The sequence below is a fragment of the Thalassospira sp. genome (assembly GCF_002709775.1).
Taxonomy (GTDB): domain Bacteria; phylum Pseudomonadota; class Alphaproteobacteria; order Rhodospirillales; family Thalassospiraceae; genus Thalassospira.
In genome coordinates this window covers 66,654-89,438 of the sequence record NZ_PAQR01000016.1, presented here as the reverse complement: position 1 = coordinate 89,438, position 22,785 = coordinate 66,654, and the positions used below count along the sequence as shown (strand labels likewise).

22 protein-coding genes are annotated in these 22,785 nt (G+C 55.6%); 9 read left to right on the top strand and 13 right to left on the bottom strand.

From position 1 onward, the window contains the following. Nucleotides 1-107: 107 nt before the first annotated feature. Both CMO10_RS08215 and betC read right to left on the bottom strand, forming a co-directional pair. Complete coding sequence (locus CMO10_RS08215) at nt 108-1,757, bottom strand: BCCT family transporter (protein ID WP_297020594.1); 1,650 nt, start codon at nt 1,755-1,757, stop codon at nt 108-110. Nucleotides 1,758-2,010: 253 nt separating this feature from the next. Next, nucleotides 2,011-3,525 (bottom strand): choline-sulfatase, encoded by a 1,515-nt coding sequence (gene betC / locus CMO10_RS08210; RefSeq protein ID WP_297020593.1) that lies wholly within the window; start codon nt 3,523-3,525, stop codon nt 2,011-2,013. 251 nt (nt 3,526-3,776) lie between these two features. Here betC and CMO10_RS08205 point away from each other — a divergent pair, with 251 nt between their 5' ends. Then, nucleotides 3,777-4,661 carry a choline sulfate utilization transcriptional regulator gene (locus tag CMO10_RS08205; RefSeq protein ID WP_297020590.1) on the top strand — a complete coding sequence of 295 codons (885 nt, stop codon included), beginning with the start codon at nt 3,777-3,779 and terminating at the stop codon, nt 4,659-4,661. A gap of 92 nt (nt 4,662-4,753) precedes the next feature. Continuing rightward, nucleotides 4,754-5,707, top strand: a complete 954-nt coding sequence (gene speB, locus CMO10_RS08200; protein ID WP_297020587.1) for an agmatinase — start codon at nt 4,754-4,756, stop codon at nt 5,705-5,707. Between the two features lie 76 nt (nt 5,708-5,783). On the opposite strand, the gene CMO10_RS08195 is transcribed toward speB, so the two are convergent. Next, nucleotides 5,784-6,410: an NAD(P)H-dependent oxidoreductase gene (locus CMO10_RS08195; protein WP_297020585.1), complete on the bottom strand. Its 627-nt coding sequence runs from the start codon at nt 6,408-6,410 to the stop codon at nt 5,784-5,786. 213 nt (nt 6,411-6,623) lie between these two features. On the opposite strand from CMO10_RS08195, the gene CMO10_RS08190 reads away from it, so the two are divergent. Then, entirely contained in the window at nt 6,624-7,616 is a 993-nt protein-coding gene (locus tag CMO10_RS08190; protein ID WP_297020582.1) for an AraC family transcriptional regulator, read from the top strand. Nucleotides 7,617-7,690: 74 nt separating this feature from the next. Here CMO10_RS08190 and bla read toward each other — a convergent pair whose 3' ends face one another. From bla to CMO10_RS08175, 3 genes are all read right to left on the bottom strand, one after another. Next, nucleotides 7,691-8,572 carry a class A beta-lactamase gene (bla, locus tag CMO10_RS08185; protein WP_297020580.1) on the bottom strand — a complete coding sequence of 294 codons (882 nt, stop codon included), beginning with the start codon at nt 8,570-8,572 and terminating at the stop codon, nt 7,691-7,693. 77 nt (nt 8,573-8,649) lie between these two features. Continuing rightward, nucleotides 8,650-9,525 carry an oxygen-dependent coproporphyrinogen oxidase gene (hemF, locus tag CMO10_RS08180; RefSeq protein ID WP_297020577.1) on the bottom strand — a complete coding sequence of 292 codons (876 nt, stop codon included), beginning with the start codon at nt 9,523-9,525 and terminating at the stop codon, nt 8,650-8,652. Further along, nucleotides 9,522-9,995 (bottom strand): tRNA (cytidine(34)-2'-O)-methyltransferase, encoded by a 474-nt coding sequence (locus CMO10_RS08175; RefSeq protein ID WP_297020572.1) that lies wholly within the window; start codon nt 9,993-9,995, stop codon nt 9,522-9,524. The genes hemF and CMO10_RS08175 overlap by 4 nt, the downstream gene beginning before the upstream one ends. Before the next feature lie 282 nt (nt 9,996-10,277). Here CMO10_RS08175 and CMO10_RS08170 point away from each other — a divergent pair, with 282 nt between their 5' ends. After that, the gene (locus tag CMO10_RS08170; protein WP_297020569.1) at nt 10,278-11,180 is read left to right on the top strand and encodes a LysR family transcriptional regulator; all 903 of its coding nucleotides are present in this window, start codon (nt 10,278-10,280) and stop codon (nt 11,178-11,180) included. A 60-nt stretch (nt 11,181-11,240) separates the two neighbouring features. Here CMO10_RS08170 and CMO10_RS08165 read toward each other — a convergent pair whose 3' ends face one another. From CMO10_RS08165 to CMO10_RS08150, 4 genes are all read right to left on the bottom strand, one after another. Beyond that, complete coding sequence (locus CMO10_RS08165) at nt 11,241-12,521, bottom strand: TRAP transporter large permease (RefSeq protein WP_297020566.1); 1,281 nt, start codon at nt 12,519-12,521, stop codon at nt 11,241-11,243. A 47-nt stretch (nt 12,522-12,568) separates the two neighbouring features. Continuing rightward, nucleotides 12,569-13,078 (bottom strand): TRAP transporter small permease, encoded by a 510-nt coding sequence (locus tag CMO10_RS08160; protein WP_297020563.1) that lies wholly within the window; start codon nt 13,076-13,078, stop codon nt 12,569-12,571. A 76-nt stretch (nt 13,079-13,154) separates the two neighbouring features. Beyond that, nucleotides 13,155-14,153, bottom strand: coding sequence for a TRAP transporter substrate-binding protein (locus tag CMO10_RS08155; protein WP_297020561.1), 999 nt, complete (start codon nt 14,151-14,153; stop codon nt 13,155-13,157). Nucleotides 14,154-14,196: 43 nt separating this feature from the next. Further along, nucleotides 14,197-15,063 carry a carbon-nitrogen hydrolase family protein gene (locus CMO10_RS08150; protein ID WP_297020559.1) on the bottom strand — a complete coding sequence of 289 codons (867 nt, stop codon included), beginning with the start codon at nt 15,061-15,063 and terminating at the stop codon, nt 14,197-14,199. A 530-nt stretch (nt 15,064-15,593) separates the two neighbouring features. Here CMO10_RS08150 and CMO10_RS08145 point away from each other — a divergent pair. Genes CMO10_RS08145 through CMO10_RS08130 form a run of 4 tightly spaced genes read left to right on the top strand, consistent with a single transcriptional unit; the run spans nt 15,594 to nt 18,333 of the window. Beyond that, complete coding sequence (locus CMO10_RS08145; protein ID WP_161794601.1) at nt 15,594-15,761, top strand: hypothetical protein; 168 nt, start codon at nt 15,594-15,596, stop codon at nt 15,759-15,761. Continuing rightward, nucleotides 15,733-16,281: a ubiquinol-cytochrome c reductase iron-sulfur subunit gene (petA, locus tag CMO10_RS08140; RefSeq protein ID WP_044827804.1), complete on the top strand. Its 549-nt coding sequence runs from the start codon at nt 15,733-15,735 to the stop codon at nt 16,279-16,281. The genes CMO10_RS08145 and petA overlap by 29 nt, the downstream gene beginning before the upstream one ends. Nucleotides 16,282-16,292: 11 nt before the next feature. Further along, nucleotides 16,293-17,561 (top strand): cytochrome b, encoded by a 1,269-nt coding sequence (locus CMO10_RS08135; RefSeq protein WP_297020556.1) that lies wholly within the window; start codon nt 16,293-16,295, stop codon nt 17,559-17,561. Further along, complete coding sequence (locus tag CMO10_RS08130) at nt 17,554-18,333, top strand: cytochrome c1 (protein WP_297020555.1); 780 nt, start codon at nt 17,554-17,556, stop codon at nt 18,331-18,333. The genes CMO10_RS08135 and CMO10_RS08130 overlap by 8 nt, the downstream gene beginning before the upstream one ends. A 107-nt stretch (nt 18,334-18,440) precedes the next feature. Here CMO10_RS08130 and CMO10_RS08125 read toward each other — a convergent pair whose 3' ends face one another. Together CMO10_RS08125 and CMO10_RS08120 are read right to left on the bottom strand one after the other, a co-directional pair. Then, nucleotides 18,441-19,277, bottom strand: coding sequence for a substrate-binding periplasmic protein (locus tag CMO10_RS08125; RefSeq protein WP_297020554.1), 837 nt, complete (start codon nt 19,275-19,277; stop codon nt 18,441-18,443). A 331-nt stretch (nt 19,278-19,608) separates the two neighbouring features. Beyond that, complete coding sequence (locus tag CMO10_RS08120; protein ID WP_297020553.1) at nt 19,609-20,445, bottom strand: methyltransferase domain-containing protein; 837 nt, start codon at nt 20,443-20,445, stop codon at nt 19,609-19,611. 134 nt (nt 20,446-20,579) lie between these two features. On the opposite strand from CMO10_RS08120, the gene gloB reads away from it, so the two are divergent. Then, complete coding sequence (gloB, locus tag CMO10_RS08115; RefSeq protein WP_297020551.1) at nt 20,580-21,350, top strand: hydroxyacylglutathione hydrolase; 771 nt, start codon at nt 20,580-20,582, stop codon at nt 21,348-21,350. A gap of 12 nt (nt 21,351-21,362) precedes the next feature. On the opposite strand, the gene CMO10_RS08110 is transcribed toward gloB, so the two are convergent. Then, nucleotides 21,363-22,610, bottom strand: coding sequence for an ROK family transcriptional regulator (locus tag CMO10_RS08110; RefSeq protein WP_297020550.1), 1,248 nt, complete (start codon nt 22,608-22,610; stop codon nt 21,363-21,365). Nucleotides 22,611-22,785: the final 175 nt, after the last annotated feature.

Here is a 22,785-nt window from a genome sequence, read left to right as displayed (position 1 = left end):
GGTACGAGAGCAAGCGGCGGCCAGATATTCCTCATATAAAACGGACCGCCCGAAAACCCGGACGGTCCGCATTGCATTCTGGTGAGAATGTCTAAGGTTTCACGGGGCTACTTTGCCGCGTCCGGTGCCGTGAATGTCGGGCCGGGATGAACATCAGGGAGTTCAGTCTCGTCGACATAGGCATCGGGCAGGTTATGGTCGGCCTCGTGCTCGGTCTCGTACCACTGCTTGTAGCGATAGAGCACGAGTGAGTCGCGACCAAGGCCACGCAACAACCCATACATCATGACCAGAATGACAGCCGCAAACGGGAAGCCCGCCACCACGGCCGCAGCCTGCAGGGCTGAAAGCCCCCCAGCGACCAGAAGGACCGCCGCAATCACGCCTTCGGTCGTTGCCCAGAACAGGCGCTGAATGCGCGGCGGGTTGGCGTCACCCCCGGCGGTCAGCATGTCGATGACAAACGAGCCACTATCAGACGAGGTCACAAACCAGATGACGATCATGACGATGACAACGGTCGTGACAAACTTGGTAAACGGCATGAATTCCAGCAGCTTGAAGATCGCACTGCCGTAGCTTGCCTTGGTCGCCTCGATCAGCCCCGGATCACCAACCATTTCCATATGGATCGCCGCCCCGCCAAAGGCAGTAAACCAGAAGAACAGAATGACGACCGGGATGAACAGCACCCCAAGGGTGAATTCACGCACCGTACGACCGCGCGAAATGCGGGCAATGAAGATGCCGACAAACGGCGACCACGACACCCACCAGGCCCAATAGAAGATCGTCCAGCCAGCCTGCCAGTTGGTGTCGGTGTAGGCTTCGCTCCAGAAGCTGATCACGACCAGATTGCTGATATAGTTGCCGACATTCTCGACAAAACTGTCGAGCACGAAAAGCGTCGGCCCGGAAATCAGAACGAAGGCCAGCAAAACGAAGCTGAGCTGAATGTTGAGGTTACTGATGCGCTTGATGCCGCCATCAAGCCCGACCATGACCGAGATGGTGGCAAACACGGTGATGATGGCAATCAGAACAATCTGAACCGGCATGGTATCGGGGATACCAAACAGCGAATTCAGACCCGAGCTGATCTGCATCACGCCAAGACCAAGGGTCGTGACAATGCCAAACATGGTGCCAAACACGGCGAGGATATCGACGACATGACCCCAGGTGCCATAAATCCGTTCACCAATGATCGGATAAAGGGCGGAGCGGATCGAAAGCGGCAGGCCCTTGCGATAGTGGAAATAGGCCAGCGACAGACCGACAATGCAATAGAGCGCCCAGCCATGAATGCCCCAATGCAGGAACGAAATCGTCATTGCCTGCTCAGCCGCGGCAATCGTTTCAGGCTCGGCCGTTGGCGGTGCGAAATAGTGATAAAGCGGTTCGGCCACGCCCCAATAGAGCAAGCCAATCCCGATACCGGCACTAAACAGCATCGCCGTCCATGAAAACAGCCCGTATTCCGGGGCATCGGTTTGCCGCCCCAAACGTACGCGTCCATAGGGACCAATCGCGAGATAGAGGCTGACGATCACTGCCAGATTGGCAACGATGATCAAAAACCAGCCGAAATAGTTGGCGATAACGGATTGCGCGGCGGCGAACAGCGCGCCTGCGGTTTCCGTAAAGACCGCCCCGAATATGATGAACCCGACGATCAGGATGGCCGAGACGGAAAAGACCGGCTTGCTGACCCGCGGGAAAGGCCCGAGTGGCCCCACCTTCATTTTGTCGTCCATGCTTACCTCACTGTTTCGGGTATCCAACTTTTCGTTGTTTATGCCCCTGATCAGCGCCGGGGGTCTCCCGGAGTAACGACTGATCAAACATGCGGTCCGTACCCGAGCCGGACTGCGAGGCGGCTTTGATTAGGCACTTTCTGGTCGGCACTTCAGGTAGTCAGATGTTCGGTGTTCGGTTGTTCAGCTGTTTCGACACACGAGTTGAGGCAGCGCCGGCCAGCCGTCCCACATGGCTGGCCGACGCTGCTTCTTACTCCCCTCGCGGGAAGCGCTGGTTTTCTTCGAGATCGTTGAGATCCATGTGATTGCGCATGTAGCGTTCGGACGCCTTTTGCAGCGGCTGATAATCCCACGGGAAGTAGGAGCCGTTGCGAAGCGCCTCGTAAACGATCCAGCGACGTGCCTGACTTTCACGAACCGCCTGATCAAAGGCTTCAAGGTTCCAGCGCGCATCGCGCTGCGCACGAAACGCTGCCATCTGATCGGCACAGGCCGGATCGGCTGCCAGGTTGGTCAGTTCCTTGGGATCGGCTTCAAGATCGAAAAGCTGTTCGGGATCAAGCGTGCAATAGGTGTATTTCCATTTGCCTTCGCGGATACAAACCAGCGGGGCATAGGAGCCCTCGGCAGCATATTCCATCAGGACCGGCTCGGTGCGGGCTTTGCCCGCAAGCATGCCACAAAGCGACATGCCATCGGTCCAAGGTTGGACTTCTTCCATGGAAATGCCGGCAAGGTCGGCCACGGTCGGGGTGACATCAAGGCTTGAAACCGGATCGGTATAAAGGCCCGGTGTTATGTTTGGCCCGGCCATCATCAGCGGCACACGGGCCGAGCCTTCAAAGAAGCTCATTTTAAACCACAGGCCGCGTTCACCCAGCATATCACCGTGATCAGAGACAAAGATGATGATGGTGTTATCGAGCTGACGGGTGGTTTCAAGCACCTCCATGATCTGACCGACCTTGTCATCGATATAGGAGATGTTGGCAAAATAGGCCTGCCGTGAACGACGGACATCTTCCTTTTTGATATCGAAAGCCGTGTAGTCGCTGGCATGCATCAGACGCTTGGAATGCGGGTCCTGATCATCGAAATCAAACGGCGCCACATCCGGTTCAAGTTCCGGGCAATCTTCATAGAGATCCCAGAATTTCTTGCGCGCGACATAGGGGTCATGCGGATGGGTGAAGCTGACCGTCAGGCACCATGGGCGGTCATCATGGCCGCGCGACAGATCATAAAGCTTATGCGTCGCGTTGTAGGCAACCTCGTCATCATATTCCATCTGGTTGGAAATCTCGGCCACACCGGCACCGGTGACGGAGCCCAGGTTGTGATACCACCAGTCAATGCGTTCGCCCGGTTTGCGATAGTCCGGGGTCCAGCCAAAGTCCGCCGGATAGATATCGGTGGTCAGGCGTTCTTCAAACCCGTGCAGCTGATCAGGGCCGACGAAATGCATCTTGCCCGACAGGCAGGTGTAATATCCCGCGCGGCGCAAGTGATGGGCATAGGTCGGAATGTCCGATGAAAATTCAGCCGCGTTGTCATAAACCCGGGTGCGATGGGGCAACTGGCCCGCCATGAAGGATGCACGTCCCGGGGCGCAAAGCGGGGAGCCGGTATAACAGTTGCGGAAACGCGCCGAACGCTCAGCGAGTTTGCGCAAATGCGGCGTATGAAGGAATTCCGCAGGACCATCGGGGAACAGGGTTCCGTTCAACTGGTCGGCCATCAGGATCAAGATATTCGGGGACGTCATTTAGTCGAGCACTCCTTATCGGGGTGCGACAATCCAGCCATCACCGAGATGGCAGTCTTGACGATAAAAGCACCCCTTGGTCGTTCATTTGCGTCAGCGCCAGCCTTCACCCCCTGCCCCTTTTCGGGTGCGTTTTGTCGGGTGTTTTTGTTATTCCGCTTGACGGCAACTTCGTTAAGAACATTAAATCCATAAATCAACACTCAAAGAAACCCGGTGTTTTTTAATCACTTTCATAAAGAATTTTTATAATGCAAAGACCGCTCGACATTGGATGGCTAAGAATTTTCGAAGCAGTCGGGCGGCTGGGCAGCCTGACGCGCGCGGCCAATGAGCTGGGATTAAGCCAGCCTGCCGTGACCTATCAAATCAAGCGGGTCGAGGATCAGTTGGGCGTCTCATTGCTGCATCGATCCCAGGGCGGCAGCCGGTTGACCGATGCGGGTGAAATCCTGTTTGAGGCCGTGCAAAGCAGTGTCGAGCATATCGACAAGGCGGTGCGTGATACCCGGCGGTCTTCGCAAGATCATGCGGTGCGCATCTTTACCGATTTCGGCTTCGCGGCCTTCTGGTTGATGCCACGCGTGACCGATTTCCGCCGCCTGCATCCCGAGGCCGAAGTCCATATCATCGCCTCCCAAGGCCTTGATGATGAACTTGGCCGTGAAACCGATGCAGCCATGCTGTTTGGCGGCGCCGACGATTTCCCCGAAACGGCACAGCTTCTGATCCCGGAAAGGGTGGTACCGGTCTGCACGCCCGGGTTCCTTGAGCGATACGGGCCGTTTGATGATCCAGCCCAGTTTGCCAGAGCACCCCTTTTGCATCTGGAAGTGACAGGTAAATCACGCTGGTTGACGTGGGAAAGCTGGCTTGCCGATCACGGGATTACCCGCAAACCAGCGCAAGGGGATCTGGGGCTTAACACCTATGGCTTTGTCATTCAGGCCGCCCTTGCCGAACAGGGCGTGGCGCTGGGCTGGCGGGGATTGATTGACCATCATATCGAGCAAGGGTCGCTGGTCGCAGTGGGTTCGGAAGTCAGCCGACCGGATCGCGGATACTGGGTCGTGCCCAGCCGATCTGTCAGCGACACGACAACCACGCTGCTTGATTGGCTGACCAACGAAACCTGATTGCCATCGGCATTCATTCTTTTGCTGTATCCGCCGCGCAGTGTTCCCTAGAGTGATGGTTCGCGCACACCACAATCGACAGGGGATTTTTCATGACAGAGCATGGTTATAACAGCGGGCGGTTGAACCTGCCTTTCGTTGGCATTTCGACCTTTTCCAAAAGCCCCTATGTCGAGAATTGGGATGCGATTGATGCGGATGTCGCCATTCTTGGCGCGCCGTTTGATTTCGGCACCCAATGGCGATCCGGTGCGCGGTTTGGCCCGCGTGGCATTCGCGAGGCATCGACCCTTTTTGCCTTTGGCCATGCCGGGGCCTATGACCATGAAGATGACGTGACCTATCTTGAAGGGGTCCGGATGGTCGATATTGGCGATGCCGACATCATTCATACCGACACGATCAACAGCCACGCCAATATCGAGTTCGGCGTGCGCAAGATTTTGGCGGCCGGCGCCCTGCCCGTTGTTCTGGGCGGTGATCATTCGATCAACATTCCCTGCATCAATGCCTTTTCCGAACAGGAACCGGTGCATGTCGTGCAGTTTGATGCCCATCTTGATTTCGTTGATGAACGCCACGGGGTGCGCAATGGACATGGCAACCCGATGCGCCGTGCAATTGAAAAGCCGTGGGTCACGGGCATGACCCAGCTTGGCATTCGCAATGTGTCCTCCACCGCCAAGGAAGGATATGACTATGCCCGTGAACAGGGATCAGACATCCTCTCAGTGCGCCAGGTTCGCAAGCTTGGTGTTGAAGGTGTGCTCGAACGCATTCCGGCCGGGAAACGCTATTACCTGACGATCGATATTGACGGGTTTGATCCATCCATCGCACCGGGTACAGGAACCCCCAGCCATGGCGGGTTCCTGTATTACGACGTACTGGAAATCATCGCTGGCCTTGCCAAGCGAGGCGATATCGTTGGCATTGACCTGGTCGAAGTCGCCCCGGATTACGATCACACCGGAACAACCGCCATTCTGGCAGCGCAGATTTTGCTCAATACCATCGGGCGGATTTTCGCCGCGCGGGGGGCCTGATCGGCAGCCCCAAAAGCCGTATCCCCGCCCTTGTTTGGCGGGGATACAAACCATCATATTGAAATGAAAGATCCGGTCAGGCCGGCACGGCAGGCGAAAGCGAACCGGCATAAAGACCCAAATGGGTATCAAGGTGCGCCTTGAGCCTTTTGATATCGCTTTCGATTTCTGGCGCCTTAAGCACGTCATGGCAGGAAAATGACGGCACGGTTTCGACACCGCAGAAGCGATAACACGCTGCAATATGCACAAAGGCATCGTCAACATCCTTGCCCTGATACAGGCACTGATCCGGGTTACCAAAGGCCACTGCCGGGGCATTCCATGTCAGCGAGATCATGAATTTTTTGCCCTGCATCTTTCCCCCTGTCCCATACTGCAGGGACGGGTCACTGCGCGAACGACCGTCATCGACCATGAAGGTCTGGCTTGCCAGCCCCGCGTTAAAGACCTCGTCCAGATATTTCTTGTGCGTCCAGGGCGCGCCAAACCAATTGACCGGGGCTTGCAGAATAATCAGATCCGCCCAGTCATGTTTTTCGACCTCGGTCTCGGGGTCATATCCCTGATCAATGACGGTATGGCGAACGGTGTGGCCTTGCGCGGTGAATTCACCGCTCATGACATCGACAAGATGGGCGTTCAGGCTGCCCGTAGACCAGCCCACATAGAGCATGTGGCCATTGATGATCAAAACGTTCATCACGATTTTCTCCATTGGTGGGATGCCGGAATACCGACATCAAAGTGAATGGAGGCACATTACCAGCCCGTCCGACTTCCGGTTTGCCAGTTGTGCGGTTATGATTGCCCAAAACGCCGAATGATCGTTATGCCGAAGTGTCAGGTGTGTTCAAAACGAACAGCTGACGTTAAATGAACATCCCGGAAAATCAGGAAACAGGACACATTGGCCATGTCTGTCAACGTTACGGAACTTGTGCACAAAGTATCGGATATCGCCAAGGAAGATGGCACCTTGTCCATCCTTGATGGGCAGATTCAGCTTTTTCGCAACAGTGCGCCGGTTGCCGCCTTGCCCTGCATGTATTTTTTCGGTCTGGGCATGACGCTCAGCGGCAGTAAAAATATCATGGTCGGCGAAAAAACCTATGAGATGGAAGCTGGCGGATGCCTGTTATCACCGGCCGAACTTCCGGTGATCACATCTATTACGCGGGCCCGAAAAGACGCACCGTTTCTTGGCATCTTCGTTCATCTTGACCTTCAGCAGATGACGCAATTGGCAGCCGAAACAGGACCGCTTCCGGCCGAAAGCAAAAATCATTGCAATACCGTGCCCACGATGGAAATTGATGCCGGTATTGCCAACGCGGTTGAACGCCTCGTCGATTTGCACAACAGCCCCGACCTTGCAAAGCAGCTTTTTCCGATCATTCGTCAGGAAATCATGATCCGGCTATTGCACGGGCCTTATGGACCGACTTTACGCCAAATCATTACATCGGATTCACCGATGCAAAAAATCATGCGGATCCTGTCCTGGCTTAAGAACCATTTTGCAGATGATTTTACATCGGGCGATCTGGCGGGGATGGCGCATATGAGCTCATCAACCTTCCGCGAACATTTCAAGGCCGTCACCGGCATGAGCCCGATGCAATATCTTAAACAGATCCGGCTTCTTGAGGCGCGTCAGCTTATGTTTAATGACAAACTCAACGCCAGCAGTGCCGCCTTTGAAGTTGGCTATGAAAGCCCGTCCCAATTCAGCCGGGAATATTCCCGAATGTTCGGGGTATCTCCCGTCCGCGATATCCGACGTCTGCGTGACCTTGTCGACTCATCGGGTATCCCGCGGACAAACTGGCACGAGCAGACCAAGACAGGCCTGACCGGGCAGTCCAGGTTCGAAACCACTGAAACGCCCGGTAATCCTCCGGCTTAACATCCTCTAATCACATGAAACATGCGCTTAGGGACCATGGCCAATTCGCTTCGCGCATTCGACAACACATAGCCTCAGCCGCCGATCTCGACCATGACAGCAGCGGAAAGCTCCTTCAATGCTGCGTTTCGCGTTGAAAAGTCCGCATCAGCATCCGAGATAAAAATATAGACAATCCAGGGCTGCTCGTTAACTGGCTTAACCAGTGCAACGATGTTGCGCGTTTTGTCTCCGCTGCCGGATTTATCGAAAATTTCCCAACCGGCAGGAGCATGCACGCGCAAAAGGTCTCCGGTAACAGCCCCACGACTTGTCCAGTCCGCAAGTTGAACCCTTGAGGACGGCGATAATGCATCCTCCAGGAAAAGCTTGCGCAATGTAGCGGCCATTGCCGCTGGCGTTGTGGTGTCACGTGGATCACCGGGTACGAAAGTGTTCAGGTCGGGCTCGAACCGGTCAAGACGACTGACCGTATCACCGGTATTGCGAAACATGTTTGTGACGGCATCCGGGCCACCCAAACGCTTAAGGAGAAGATTGCTCGCAGTGTTGTCGCTCATGTCGAGGGCAGCAAGGCACAAATCGGAAATGATCATGTTCTCGCCAACACGCTTTGACGTCACCGGCGCGTAAGACAGCAGATCGGCTTCGCGGATCGGCAAAGCTTCAGACAATGATAGCGCCCCCTTGTCACTTTGCGCCAGAATAGCACCGCAGATTGGCACTTTGACCGTGCTGTTCATCAAGAAACGCTCATGGGGGCGGTGAGACCATGTCTCCTCGGTTGCGGTATTCAAAAGAACGATGCCCACCCGCGCATCAAGTCGGTTTTCGATCTGCGTAACCGTATAGGCAAGCTCTGATCGCAAGGTATCGGCGGAGGCAAAACCGTACAAATTCAGCCCAAGAACGATCGTTGTCGCGAAACGCAACAGAATGGTGGCGCAAAGCCGCATCTAGGAATCCTTTTGAGAAAGCGCTGACTAACCAAGCCAAGGCGAGGCGAGGCGTCTGCCAAGGTTGGTAATCTGGGTTACGGCCAGTTTGCTTCGGGCGGGAGCGACATCAGGATGGCTTCGGTGTTGCCGCCGGTCATCAGGCCAAAGCGCGTGCCGCGATCATGGAGGAGGTTGAACTCGACATAGCGGCCGCGCTTGATCAGCTGGGCGCGACGTTCATCATCGGTCCAGGATTTGTTGTAGTGGCGCTTGACCAGTTCGGGATAGATATCGCGAAAAGCACGCCCGACATCCTGGGTAAAGGCGAAATCCTTATCCCAATCGGCATCAAGGTAATCATAGAAAATCCCGCCAACGCCGCGCGGTTCATTACGGTGCGGCAGGAAGAAATATTCATCGCACCATTTTTTGAAGCGGTCGTAATAGTCATCACCATGGGCATCGCAGGTGGCTTTCAGCGCTGCGTGGAAATCAGCCGTGTCTTGATCCTTGGGGAAAACCGGGGTCAGATCGGCACCACCGCCAAACCATGCCTTGGTCGTGACGATGTGGCGGGTGTTCATGTGCACGGCGGGCACATGCGGTGAGCACGGATGGGCGACCAGTGAAATGCCCGCAGCCCAGAAGTTCGGGTTTTCATCGGCACCGGGGATTTCCTTGCGGAATTTTTCGGAAAATTCGCCATGCACGACCGAAATATTGACCCCGACCTTTTCAAACACCCGGCCCTTCATGACCGACATTTCGCCCCCACCTTCACTAGCACCTTCGTTTTCGCCGCGTTCCCACGCGGTGCGTTCGAACCGGCCCGGGGCGCGATCGGAAAGCGGACCTTCATAGCTGTCTTCGAGGGCCTCGTAACTGGCACAGATTTCATCGCGCAGCTGACGGAACCAGAGGCGTGCGGTTTCCTTGTGCTGTTCGATCAGGTTTTTGTCCGTGCTGTTCATTCCACCCTCTTTGGAAAACTGTTTGTTTGTCTGAGCGCTTCGCCCAGTGTCATTGCGGTTGCCATGGCGACATTCAGTGATCGCATCTGTGGCTGCATTGGAATGACGACGCGGGCATCGACATAATCATGCACCTGATCAGGCACCCCTTTGCTTTCGGAACCGAGCATCAGGATATCATCGGCGCGAAATTCAAAATCGCAATAGGGTTCGGCCCCCTTGGTCGTCAGCAACACCAGACGGCCCGGCACTGTTCCGTCTTCGCGGGCTTCGACAAAGGCACGCCAGTCGGCATGGCGTATATAATCGGCCTTTTCGAGATAATCCATCCCGGCACGCTTGAGTGCGCCCGAGGTCAGAAGAAACCCGCAGGGCTCAATGATATCGACCGGCAGACCAAAGCAGGCGGCCATGCGCAGGATCGTTCCGGTATTTTGCGGAATGTCGGGTTCGAATAAGCAGATTCTCATAAGGCCTGTCACATGCCGGGAAGGGATAGCGGGTCCGTTGCGGTTCTTGTACCCCATTTGGGCACCGGTCTGCCAGACGTTGCGGCAATAATTTGAACGATTGAAATCGAGATCACAGAACCGCCCCAACGGTGGGACAAAACGGCGCGAAACACCGCGCGTTTTCATTCAATCCTGTTTCATATCAGGGGTCATTGGGCTATGTTTGGGCATGCGTTACAGCACATGCCCGACGGGGTTTGTCGAGATACGCAGGCCTTTGAATTTTCAGGAACGTGATCTTTGCAGGAACCGCATTTCGACCTTAACTGGGATGATCTGAAACACCTTCTGGTGTTGTCACGTGAAGGGACACTTTCGGCGGCGGCACGGGTTCTTGATACCTCACGCGTTACGGTCAAGGCGCGCATTTCCAATCTGGAAAACAATCTGGGTGTGCGCCTGTTTTCACAAGACAAGACGGGCTACAAGCTGACGCGCGATGGGCGCGACCTTGCGGGCTATGCGCTTGAATGCGAACGGCAGTTGCGCCTTGCGCTTGCCGGGCAAACCAAGGACAGCACGCCGCGGCTTAAAATCCGGGTTGGTGTGGTTGAGGGCATTGGTAACGGCTATCTGGCGGAGAAGCTTTCAAACTGGCTTAAGGGCCAGAACATTGATTTCGAGCTGGCGTCGCTGCCCAAGCAGGCGCGCATTACCAACCGCGAAGCCGATATCTGTGTGACGCTCGAAGAGCCTGAAGGTGAGAACATCATCAAAAAGGTTCTGACCCCCTACACACTGGGCATCTATGCCAGTCAGGGATATATCGACGAACACGGGCCGCTTAAGGGATCGCAGGATGTGCTTGATCACATGTGGGTCGGCTATGTGCGCGATCATATCTTTTCCCAGACGCTGAATTACCACGAGGAACTTTCGGCCAATCTGAAATACGCGTTTCGTGGTACGAGCATGGTTTCCCAGCTTTATGCGACGGCGGCGGGCCTGGGCTTGGGGATTTTTCCGATCTATCTGACGTCGGATTTCAATCTGGTGCGGGTGTGCCCGGAAATCGCCTTTGCGCGGAAATACTGGATTTCATCATCAAGTGATCTGCACCGGTTCCCCGGGCATCTGTCGGTGTGGAAGTTCCTTTTGGAAACCACACAAAAGGACCACCGGCTGTTTTATGAAGGCAACTGATCGCAAAGAAAAACGGGGCATGCCTGGCACGCCCCGTTTTGTCATCCGTTATGATCGGGTCTATTGCGCATAGATCAGATCGGGAAGCCAGGTGGTGATCCATGGCACATAGGTGATCAGGATCAGGGCAACGATCATGATGCCGATAAAGGGCAGACAGCCGCGCAGCACATCGCGCAACGTCATCTTGGAAACGCCCATCGCGACAAACAGGTTCAAGCCCACCGGCGGGGTCAGCATCCCGACCGAGAAATTGACCACCGTGATCAGACCAAAGTGAACCGGGTCGATCCCGACCTGGGCTGCAATCGGCTGCAACAGCGGTGCCAGCACGATGATCGCCGAGGCACTATCAAGGAAGAAGCCGGTCACCAGCATGACGATGTTAAACAGGGCCGCGACCGTGAACGGATCGCTTGTGCTGCCCAGCACCTGGGAGGACAGATTGCCCGGGGCGCCTGTGATCGTCAGAAGCCATGAGAAGGCCGATGCACCTGCGGTAATCAGAAGCAGGGTGGCGGCAATTGCGCCCGATGACTTCAGGATGGATTTCAGTTCGGCAAACCCGATCTGCTTATAGATCACGGCCCCGACAAACCAGCCATACATGCAGGCAACTGCCGCAGACTCGGTCGGTGTGAAGACGCCACTGTAAATACCGCCGAGCAGCAGAACCGGCAGGCCAAGCCCCCAGGCCGCACGCCGGAAAGCGGTTACGAACTGTGCACGGGTCGGCATGGCTTCGCGCGGATAGTTGCGTTTGATGGCAAACAGCACACAGGACGCGATCAGAAGCCCACCAATCAGAAGGGCCGGACCAACACCGCCGGCAAACAGCTTGCCGACCGAGGCCCCGGTGACAGAACCATAAATGATCAGACCGATGCTGGGCGGGACGATTGGCCCCAAGGTGCCTGCAACAGTGATCAGACCGATGGAAAAGAACTTGTCATAGCCCGCAGCAATCAGGGCCGGGAACATGATGCTGCCAATCGCGATCACGGTCGCCGGGCTGGAGCCGGAAATGGCACCAAAGAACAGGCAGGACAGCACCGTTGCCGCGGCAATGCCGCCGGGGATCCAGCCGACCAGCACAGTGGCAAGATCGACAAGGCGTTGCGACAGCCCCCCGATCCGCATCAGTTCGGATGCAAGGATGAAGAACGGGATCGCCATCAGCGAAAAGTTGTTCATGCCGGCAAACATGCGCATCGGCACAATCACCGGATCAAACGGCCCCCAGAAGCCGACTGCGACAACCACGGCAAAGGCCAGTGCGGCAAAGATCGGCAATCCGAAAAGCAATAGCCCGCCAAATGAAATCAAAAGTCCTGGTAGCATGATTTTTATTCCCTTGATGTAACCGTCAAAGCACCCTCAGGTGCGGGTTACATGGCGCGAAGGTTGTCTTCGGATTGCGTGATCGACTTGCCCTGAAGCAGCGCGCGCAACGCATTGACATAACGAAACACCGACAGGAAACCGGCAATCGGGATGATGGCGTAGATCGTCGCAACCGGGATGCGCAAGGCCGGGGAAAGCTGCCCGCGATTAAGGGTATTGAGGAACAATTGCCCGCCGAAATACATCAGGGCGAGGGCAAACAGGATACCCAACACAATCGCGATCAGGCGCAACACCGAAACATGACGTTCGGGGACCAGCGCATCCAGCAGATCGACAGAGATGTGGCTGCCCAGCCGGATGCCGATGCTGATGCCGACAAAACTCATGACGATGATGGCGTAAAGAACGACTTCTTCGGCCCAGTAAATCGGCGCGTTGAACACATAGCGCATGACCACCTGAACGAATGTCAGGCAAATCGCCAGCGCCATCAGAAATATCATCGACCCGTCTTCAAGGCGGGAAAGGGCCTTGTCAATCTTGTCAAACATGTTGCCATCCCGTTGTCAAAAAGCCGCCCTGCGGGAAAATCCCCACAAGGCGGCCAATATTACCTATGTGTGTGCCTTAGTTCGGGCCCGCACCGGTCACTTCGTAGATCGAATTGATCAGTTCGGCCGAGACAACATCTTCAAAGGCCTTGTGAACGGCAAAGCTTCCTTTGATGAAGGCATCTTTTTCAGCATCCGACAGACGATAGACTTCGATGTCCGAGCTGATTTTCGCGATCTGGTCTGCTTCATATTCGTTGGTCAGCTGACGGGCAAGGTCGCGGGCATTGTCAAACGCCTCGACCACGATCGGACGCAGATCATCGGGAAGCGAGTTCCAGGCATTTTCGCTCATGACGGCGGCATAGCCGTGATAGGCGTGCGAGGACAGGGTCATGTAGTTTTGAACTTCATAGAACTTCATGGCAACGATGTTGGCGATCGGGTTTTCCTGACCATCAACAACGCCAGCCTGCAGGCCGCTATAAACTTCGGCAAAGGCCATGGCGGTCGGGTTTGCACCCCATTCGTTATACTGGGTCAGGATGACCGGGGCCTGCATGGTGCGCATCTTGATGCTTGCCAGATCCTCGATCGTGGTGATCGGGCGAACATTGTTGGTGATCTGACGGAAACCGGCCCCCCAGAAGTTCACGCCATGCATGCCGTGCTGATCAAGGGTATCAAGGATGGAACGACCAACATCGCCATCAAGAACCTTGGCCATCATTTCGTCGCTTGGCAGGATAAACGGCAGATCGAGAACCTGCAGCTTCGGCTCGAAGTTGCCAAGGGTTGCGGTCGGCGGAATGGCGATCTGGACAAGATCGTTCTGCAGCTGCTCGATAATGTCGACGTCACCACCAAGGCCACCGGCCGGGATGACATTGATTTCGATGCGGCCGTTGGATTTTTCCTCGACCTCTTTTTCGAATGCGCGTGCGGCCTTGCCATTGGGCGTGTCTTCCATCAGCACATGCCCGAAGGTAAGGGTGAATTCCTGTGCCATGGCCTGTCCCCCCAGACCTGCCACTGCGATTGCGGCCACAGCCGCCGATTTGAACATGGTGTTCATTGATGCCTCCGTATTGAAAGGATACCTGATTTTTTGCTGGTTGTTAGACCAGTTCTTGTCCCCGAAGGCGATCTGCCATCAGGGGATAATTGGATCTGGATTCGACCAGATCGTTGACATCCAGTTCGGCACGAATGGTTTCGGCTGCGAACTGTCCGGCTTGGACGAGTATTCCGTTATTCGGTGAGACGATCTGGCTGAGGCCAAGGCGCTCCCAGGTGCCGACCTTTTTGCCCAGATCAAGGAAGCCACATGCGTTGCAGGAAACGACAAAGGCCTGGTTCTGGATCGCGGTTACAGTCGGTACGCTTTCCCAGAATTTCTTTTTGGTGACAGGGTCACCTGCCCCGCCCTTGGAGCCGCCCGACCAGAAGGACGAAGTGACTGCAAGAATTTCTGCACCCTGCTTGAAATGCTCGAGCGCAATTTCCGGGAACAGGGTTTCGTAACAGATGACGATGCCGATGCGGCCCAGCGCACATTCAAAAGTCTCGTGGCGGTTGCCCGGCGTGTAATAAAGCTTCTCGATCCCCGGAAGGAAGCGTTTGCGGGTCACCCCGACAATGCCTTCGGGGCCGATCAGGGCCGCACTGTTATAGATGGTGCCGACGACCGAGGAGCGTTCGTTGAACCCGACCACGGTATAAATGCCAAGGGTTTTGGCCGCTTCTGCAATGGCGGCAAGTTCGGGACCATCAAGATCGACCGATCCTTCGTTCCACAGACGCTTGAGACCGCCTTCTTCATGTTTGAAGAAGCTGGTCAGGCCGGCTTCGGGAAACACGACAAGGTCGCTTCCCTGAGATGCCTCGACCTGCATTTGTCCAAGGATGAAAGCAAGATTTTCATCTCTGCTGCCCAACTCAATCGGCTGGTGCTGGACTGCGCTTGCCACGACCTTGCTTTGCATGAAGTTCTAACCCTTTGCCAAACTGTTTTCTTCCGGGAGCCTTGATGCTCCGGCTTGTTGGCAAAACAGTACGGGGCGCAATGAGAGCCGCCTAGATAGGCTGCGCTTGCGCTACATGTAAGAAAACTTACACCCCACTGTCACATAGGATTTTCAAAGGCGCTGTGGCAGCGAACCTGCCAACAATTGCGTCGCGTGATCCGCCACAGGCGAAGAAGCCGAGGGCGGGCCACTCGGGAAAAGAGACAACAGGAATCGAATTTTTATCGGGAAGTCTGGGTGGTCCTTACAGACATATAATTACCCGTTAACGTCCCCATTAGACTTTTTTGGAATATGAAAAACTAAAGCCGCAAGTCATTGGCTGATAAAAGGGCCTGATACCCGCATTTACGCTATGTTTTACCGATTTGTGCAGCGCAAAACCATTTGATCCAGTTGAATGCAAACAAATTGCAACTCCAAGTTCTCCTTAACAAACCGGTTTTTTGTTAGTATACGACCTCAAACAGGTCTAAAGGCTTCTGGGAATGGAATTGTTTGATTTTCATCAATGGAAAATCAAGTGTTTTGCCCTAAGTCTTGGTTTTGGCATTCCGCATTACCAAATCGGTCGTATGCCTGTTTTAGGCCGCATGCCTGTTTTGGGGGCAGAAAGAGGGATTAATTATGTCGCAAACGGTGCATTCATCCGGTGAGCAGCCGGACGAGAACCGCAGGGATTTCCTGACCTTGGCGACCACAGCAGTCGGCGCCGTTGGCGTCGGGTGTGCGTTGTTGCCGTTCGTGGACAGCATGAACCCGTCCAAGGACGTTCTCGCACTTGCCTCGGTTGAGGTAAATTTGGCCAACATCCCGGTTGGCCAGGCAATTAAGGTGATGTGGCGAGGCAAACCTGTCTTCATCCGCCATCGTACCGAACGCGAAATCAATGAGGCCAACGAGGTCGCATTGAATGAACTCGTCGATCCGCAGAGCGACGATGCACGCGTCGAAAAGAAAGAGTGGCTGATCGTCGTCGGCGTCTGCACCCATCTGGGTTGCATTCCGATGGGCACGGCCACAGGCGAAACCCGTGGTGATTATGATGGCTGGTACTGCCCATGCCATGGCTCGCACTATGATACGTCGGGCCGTATCCGCCGCGGCCCCGCACCGTTGAACCTTGTCGTTCCGGAATACGAATTCCTGACCGACACGTCGGTCCGGATCGGGTAAGGAGCAGGTTTATGAGCGCACCTCAGTGGAACAACAAAGTGGTCAAATGGGTTGACGACCGTCTTCCGGTCATCTCCATGCTGCACCACTCTGCATACGAATATCCGACACCGAAAAACCTGTCCTATATGTGGAACTTCGGTTCCCTGGCCGGTTTTGTTCTGGTGACGATGATCCTCACCGGTATTTTCCTGGTGATGAACTATACCCCGCATACCGATATGGCCTTTGAGTCGGTCGAGCGCATCATGCGTGATGTGAACTATGGCTGGCTGATCCGTTATATCCACATGAACGGCGCATCGATGTTCTTCATCTGCGTGTTCATTCACATTTTCCGTGGCCTGTATTACGGGTCATACAAAGCACCCCGCGAGATGCTGTGGTGGATCGGTATCCTGATCCTGCTCGCGATGATGGCAACCGCGTTCATGGGCTATGTCCTGCCGTGGGGCCAGATGTCCTTCTGGGGTGCAACGGTTATTACCAACCTGTTCTCTGCCTTCCCGATCATCGGTGATCCGCTGGTGACCTGGCTGTGGGGTGGCTTCTCGGTTGATAACCCGACACTGAACCGGTTCTTCTCGCTGCACTATCTGATGCCGTTCGTCATTCTGGGCCTTGTTGTCCTGCATGTCTGGGCACTGCACAGTGTACGTTCGAACAACCCGACCGGTGTTGAGATCAAGACCCCGGCTGATGCCATTCCGTTCCATCCGTACTACACGATCAAGGATCTGTACGGCATGGGCGTGTTCCTGATCTTCTTCTCGGCGTTTGTGTTCTTTGCACCGGACTTCCTGGGTCACCCGGATAACTACATCCCGGCGAACCCGCTGGTCACGCCGCCGCACATCGTGCCGGAATGGTACTTCCTGCCGTTCTATGCGATCCTGCGGTCGATCGACTTCACCATCTTTGGCATCCCGGCGAAACTGCTTGGCGTGCTGGCGATGTTTGCCTCGATCGTGATCCTGTTCGTTATTCCGTGGCTTGACACCTCGAAGGTTCGCAGCTCGAAATTCCGTCCGGTCTACAAATGGTTCTTCTGGCTGTTTGTGATCGACACCTTCATCCTCGGCTATTGCGGGGCGAAGGCACCGGATGACTACTTCCTGGGTATCCCGGGTCTGAAAGTCATCGTGATGGGTCAGCTGTCAACGCTGTATTACTTTGCACACTTCCTTGTGGTGATGCCTTTGGTTGGAAAACTTGAACGAACCAAACCGCTTCCTGCAAGCATCAGCGAATCTGTTTTGAAGGAGGGTGCAAATGCGTAAGTTCGCACTGACCGCAATTGCTGCCGCCTTCGCGGTAACCGCATTCACTGGTGGTGTTGCCAAGGCTGCTGGCGGCGATCAGCCGGCACCTGCGGCACAGGATTGGAGCTGGCAGGGTCTGTTTGGCACCTATGACCGTGCCCAGCTGCAGCGTGGCTTCCAGGTCTACAAGAACATCTGTGCCGGCTGTCACAGCCTGCGCTTCATTGCCTTCCGTAACCTTGAAGGCATTGGGTTCAACGAAGACCAGATCAAGGCGATTGCTGCGGAGTATGACATCGAAGACGGTCCGAATGACGATGGTGACATGTTCACCCGTCCGGGCGTAGCTTCGGATTACTTCCCGTCTCCGTTCCCGAACGAAAAGGCCGCTGCGGCATCGAATGGCGGCGCCATTCCGCCGGACCTTTCGTTGATGAACAAGGCACGTGTGGGTGGCCCGGACTATGTGTTCGGCCTGCTGACCGGCTATGAGGAAGAAGCACCTGAGGGCTTCGACCTTGCGGACGGCAAGTATTACAACCACTACTTCCCGGGCCATCAGATCTCCATGGCTCCGCCGCTTTATGATGAAGCGGTCGAGTACACGGACGGCACCCCGATGACCCTGGAACAGCATGCACGCGATATCACCGCGTTCCTGAACTGGACGGCACAGCCGGAACTTGAAGCCCGTAAAGCACTGGGCATGAAAGTAATCCTGTTCCTGCTGGTTCTGACTGCGATGATGTATGCGGTGAAACGCAAGATCTGGCGCGACATCGAACATTAATTCCGTTCGATCTGCCCCGATATTGAAACAGGCCACCGAATTTCGGTGGCCTGTTTTTTTTGCGTCTTACCAACGGCGCGCGTTCTGATGGGTATGCCGATGCTGGCCTAGTATGAGAAGTAGGAAACGACCAGCTGGTCGATCTCGCCGCTGTCGCGCATCTCGCTCAGGACCTGATCAAGGTCATCGGCAAACGCATCGCGATAGGGCCACTTGCCATCCCGGTCCGGGCCAAAGGCAACATAGCCATGCTCGTGGCCGATGACGGCGACCTCGTCAAACAGACGTGCGGTTGCCTTGTCGACCGCCAGCTCACGCATCCCGGCCAAAATGGCCATGCGTTCATTGACATAACAATCCACCCGCCCGGCCATCAGGAAACGCAGGTTACTTGCCGTGGTGTTGGCTTCTTCAAGCAGGATGTCACCAGCCTCGACCATATCAAAGAATTCAGGCCCGGCCAGACGGTAGCCGGCATTGTTGGCAAAGCGGGCGCCTTTGAAATCGGCCGGGAAGCTGTTGAGCAGATTGCGCTGCGCGTAGTCCTTGCTGCAGATCGCCACCACGGTTTCGCGCAGGATGGGTATCGAATAACGTTCAATCCAGTCACGATCAGCGCGTTCATAGGGCGGGAAGAAGCCCATGATCTTGCCATCCTTAAGCAAGTCCATACCGCGCCGGAAGGGCACATTGACGATTTCCAGACGATAGCCCGGCAGGTGATCAAAAGCGGCGTTCAGGATACGTACATAGATGCCTTGCGGCTCCACCCCATCCAGGAAGGCATAGGGGATGTTGCCGTCTTCGGCATAGAGCGTAACGGTGATCGGTATGTTGCTTTGAACCGTTTGCGCAGACGTCACATGCGGCACGGCGAGAACGCAGCCAAACAGCGCGCTTCCGGTCAATCTGACTGTGTTTCGCAAAACGGTTTTGAAATTCATGCCTATATTATTCCGACAACCCCAACATGGCTGTCAATTGTCCGGAGTCTGTTCTGTTTAGCTTGCATCGCTTTTGTTCGTGTTTGGCGTGCCGTTTGGCTAGGCACAGCGCGCAGGACGATGTGGTGCATCGTTCAAGCGGTGTAACGAAGCGAAACCTCGCCAAACAGAACCCTGCGGGCCGGGCTATTCCTCAGCTCTGCAGCGTCAAGGATCTCGTCCGTAGCGCCGCTACGCTCTGCGATCCTTTCCTTGCCGAGCAGAGGAATGTCCTCGGCAAAAGCGGTTCAAGCTAAACAGAACAGACTCTGGCGTAACAGTTGTTTTCTAATCAGTCGGAACACGTTGACGTTTTGGCAGCAGAGGAAGTACCGGACTTTGCCCCCTGCCCGGCACCGGATTTTGGTTCCTTGTGGCAGGTGCAATGCTGCTGATTGCCATCGGCTGGACGGAGCGGCGGCACGGTCACCGGGATATGCACCAGACGGCGTTTGCGTTGTGGCGTGCCTGAGCTGGCATAAAGCTGTTTGCCGGCCTCGACGATGGAAACGCCGGCAAAGGCCTTGAACAGGCGCGAGCCGATATTTTCAAACATCTGCGACCAGCGCAGCAAAAGCCGCATGTTGGTTGGCGGCAGGAACAGTGCCCGACTGTGCTGGACCGGCAGGAACATGTTTTCGCGCATCAGGTTCTGAAGCTGCGAAACGCTATAGGGATGGCCATAGCCAAACGGCGTCTTTTCCGACCAGGACCAGAGCGAGCTTCGGTTTGGCGTCACCACCACAATCCGGCCATTGGGGGTCAGCACCCGCCAGCATTCACGCATCAGACGACGCATGGAATCGGAATGTTCGACCAGATGCACCAGAAGAATGCGGTCCACCGAACTATCGGGCAGCGGCAACATGGTTTCTTCGGTCAATGCCACGCGGTTCTGTTCGTCGGCTGGCCAATGCACGCAGCCCTGACGTGCGGGCATGAAGGCCATGACACGCTCTGCCTCGCCAATAAACGGGCGCAAGTACGGCGTGGCATAGCCAAAGCCCAGCACGCGCATGCCCCGGACATCCGACCACATGACGCGCAGACGCCTGCGAATCAGACGACGGGCGGCCTGCCCGATGCTGCTGGCATAAAAACGGTGAAGATCAACGACATCCTGACGCATGCCATCAGCCTATCACCCCCGAACCGGCACGGGAATATTTTTGCAATCCATGCCGTTCGGTTTTGCGTGATTGTTTCAAGACAGAAGATGCTGCTAGTCTTGGACCAAAGCTAATTCAGGTTCAGAGGTACGTTATGGCCGCCGGTGAAGTGATCGTCATTCCCTGTCTTTCAGACAATTACACCTATCTCGTGCGCTGCCACCGCAGTGAAGTCACCGCCATTATTGATCCGGGCGAAGCAGCGCCCGTGATTGCCGCCCTTGAAGAGCGTGACTGGACGCTTGATCTGGTGATCAACACCCATCACCACCACGACCATATCGGTGGCAATGCCGAGCTGATGGAAAAATACGGTGCCAAATTGCTGGGGCCAGTGGCCGAAAGCGCACGCATTCCCAACATGGATGAAACCTGTGCGGAGGGGGATCAGGTTCTGATTGGTGATCTGGAAGGTCGGGTGTTTGATGTTCCGGGCCACACCACGGGCCATATCGCGTTTTATTTCCCGGCTATCACCGCGCTGTTTTCGGGTGATAGCCTGTTTGCGCTGGGTTGCGGACGGTTGTTTGAAGGCACGCCGGAACAGATGTGGCAGTCCTTGCAGAAGTTCCGCAACCTGCCGGGCAGCACGCAGGTTTATTGCGGCCATGAATATACCCAGTCCAATGCCCGCTTTGCCAAAACGATTGAACCGAACAATACGATCCTGACGGCACGCTGTCAGGATATTGACGGACTTCGGGCCCGCAACCTGCCGACCATTCCATCGCGTCTGGATGTCGAGCTTGCCACCAACCCGTTTCTGCGCGCTGATGAGCCATCGGTTGCCAAGGCGCTTGGCATGAGCGGTGAAAGCCCGGTTGCAATCTTTACCGAGATCCGCAAACGCAAAGACAATTTCTAAGCTGATGCTGGATCAGGCCATCTGTTTGAACAGAACATTCTGATCGAGAAGATAACGCGAGAACAGTGGCAGGCTTGCCGCCCCGATAGCGCGGGCGGCGCTGCCCACACGCCCCTGTTCGATGCGGGGACGTTCGATCCCCTGCAGGTCGAGCTCGGAAATCGCGGCACGTGTGGCGGCAACCACCCGGTCACAAACATCGGCCGGGAAGCCGCCATCGACAATCACCGCTTCGAAATCAATCACCGAACAGACCGAGGTGATGGCAATTGCCAGACTGCGTGCGGTATGGGCAATCCAGATATCAAGTGTTTCGCCCAAACCATGCCAATAATCCGGATCACGCCAGAGCATGGCGGGATCGCGTCCCTCGCGGGTGAGCATTTCTTCGAGCACGAAGATCGATGCCTGATCAATCAGCTGACTGGGATGGCCGCTGCGCGATGAGACCGGCATGGAGCCGAAGGCACCGGCATTGCCCGTCCGCCCGGCATAAAGCGCCTGATTAAGCACCACACCACCGCCGATAAACGACCCGATAAAGAAATAGGCGAAGTCGGAATAGTTCGGGCCAAGGCCAAAGACCAGTTCCGCCCCGCAGGCCGCCGTGGCGTCGTTTTGCTGAAAGACCGGGAAGGGCACGATGGCGCCAATGGTGTCGACCAGATCGACCTCGCGCCAGGCATTCATGTCTTCGACCGGTGCGCCGACTTCATCGACCCAGTTCCAAAGTTCAAACGGGGCGGCAATACCGATACCGGCAATGCGATCAATCTGATTGCGGGTAAGTCCGGTCAGGATATCTTCGACCGATTCCCGGACGAAACGGCGGATGCCATCGGGTGTGGGGTATTTATAGGCTTCGCGTTTGGTCGCGCGCACAGAGCCGACAAAATCCAAAAGGATCAATTCGGCACTGCGCCGGCCGATTTTAAGCCCAAAGGAATAAACCCCGTCGGGATTAAGTGCCATCGGGACCTTGGGTTTGCCGACCTTGCCGCGCACAGGTGTGCCGCGCATCAAAAGGCCGTCCTTTTCAAGGGCGCGCATGATGACAGAAACGGTTTGGGCAGACAGGCCCGAAAGCCTTGCGATATCGGCCTTTGACAGACCGGCATTGCGACGGACCAGCGACAGCACGAGCCGTTCATTATAGGCGCGCACACGCAACTGATTGGCACCGCCGCCCGGATGCAGCGGACGCGTTGTGCGATCATCCGCCCCGGTATCATCCGGATACGCAGATATGCTGTCTGACATTTGGTCCTCCCACTCAGGCTTTAGATAGCCTGATTACCGATCAGAGTGACAGGAATAATTAATAAATCAATCGGATTTATTAATTGACAGCTTCGCCTATTTGGTGTGTCGTATGCGCCATACAGGTTGAAGACCCGTCACCAAAAGTGCGTCACGACCTGTTGGAAAACAACCA

Coding starts and splice junctions, on each gene's coding strand:
- CMO10_RS08215 (WP_297020594.1), bottom strand. CDS start 1,757: ATGGACGACAAAATGAAGGTGGGGCCACTCGGGCCTTTCCCGCGGGTC.
- betC (WP_297020593.1), bottom strand. CDS start 3,525: ATGACGTCCCCGAATATCTTGATCCTGATGGCCGACCAGTTGAACGGA.
- CMO10_RS08205 (WP_297020590.1), top strand. CDS start 3,777: ATGCAAAGACCGCTCGACATTGGATGGCTAAGAATTTTCGAAGCAGTC.
- speB (WP_297020587.1), top strand. CDS start 4,754: ATGACAGAGCATGGTTATAACAGCGGGCGGTTGAACCTGCCTTTCGTT.
- CMO10_RS08195 (WP_297020585.1), bottom strand. CDS start 6,410: ATGAACGTTTTGATCATCAATGGCCACATGCTCTATGTGGGCTGGTCT.
- CMO10_RS08190 (WP_297020582.1), top strand. CDS start 6,624: ATGTCTGTCAACGTTACGGAACTTGTGCACAAAGTATCGGATATCGCC.
- bla (WP_297020580.1), bottom strand. CDS start 8,572: ATGCGGCTTTGCGCCACCATTCTGTTGCGTTTCGCGACAACGATCGTT.
- hemF (WP_297020577.1), bottom strand. CDS start 9,525: ATGAACAGCACGGACAAAAACCTGATCGAACAGCACAAGGAAACCGCA.
- CMO10_RS08175 (WP_297020572.1), bottom strand. CDS start 9,995: ATGAGAATCTGCTTATTCGAACCCGACATTCCGCAAAATACCGGAACG.
- CMO10_RS08165 (WP_297020566.1), bottom strand. CDS start 12,521: ATGCTACCAGGACTTTTGATTTCATTTGGCGGGCTATTGCTTTTCGGA.
- CMO10_RS08160 (WP_297020563.1), bottom strand. CDS start 13,078: ATGTTTGACAAGATTGACAAGGCCCTTTCCCGCCTTGAAGACGGGTCG.
- CMO10_RS08155 (WP_297020561.1), bottom strand. CDS start 14,153: ATGAACACCATGTTCAAATCGGCGGCTGTGGCCGCAATCGCAGTGGCA.
- CMO10_RS08150 (WP_297020559.1), bottom strand. CDS start 15,063: ATGCAAAGCAAGGTCGTGGCAAGCGCAGTCCAGCACCAGCCGATTGAG.
- CMO10_RS08145 (WP_161794601.1), top strand. CDS start 15,594: ATGGAATTGTTTGATTTTCATCAATGGAAAATCAAGTGTTTTGCCCTA.
- petA (WP_044827804.1), top strand. CDS start 15,733: ATGTCGCAAACGGTGCATTCATCCGGTGAGCAGCCGGACGAGAACCGC.
- CMO10_RS08135 (WP_297020556.1), top strand. CDS start 16,293: ATGAGCGCACCTCAGTGGAACAACAAAGTGGTCAAATGGGTTGACGAC.
- CMO10_RS08130 (WP_297020555.1), top strand. CDS start 17,554: ATGCGTAAGTTCGCACTGACCGCAATTGCTGCCGCCTTCGCGGTAACC.
- CMO10_RS08125 (WP_297020554.1), bottom strand. CDS start 19,277: ATGAATTTCAAAACCGTTTTGCGAAACACAGTCAGATTGACCGGAAGC.
- CMO10_RS08120 (WP_297020553.1), bottom strand. CDS start 20,445: ATGCGTCAGGATGTCGTTGATCTTCACCGTTTTTATGCCAGCAGCATC.
- gloB (WP_297020551.1), top strand. CDS start 20,580: ATGGCCGCCGGTGAAGTGATCGTCATTCCCTGTCTTTCAGACAATTAC.
- CMO10_RS08110 (WP_297020550.1), bottom strand. CDS start 22,610: ATGTCAGACAGCATATCTGCGTATCCGGATGATACCGGGGCGGATGAT.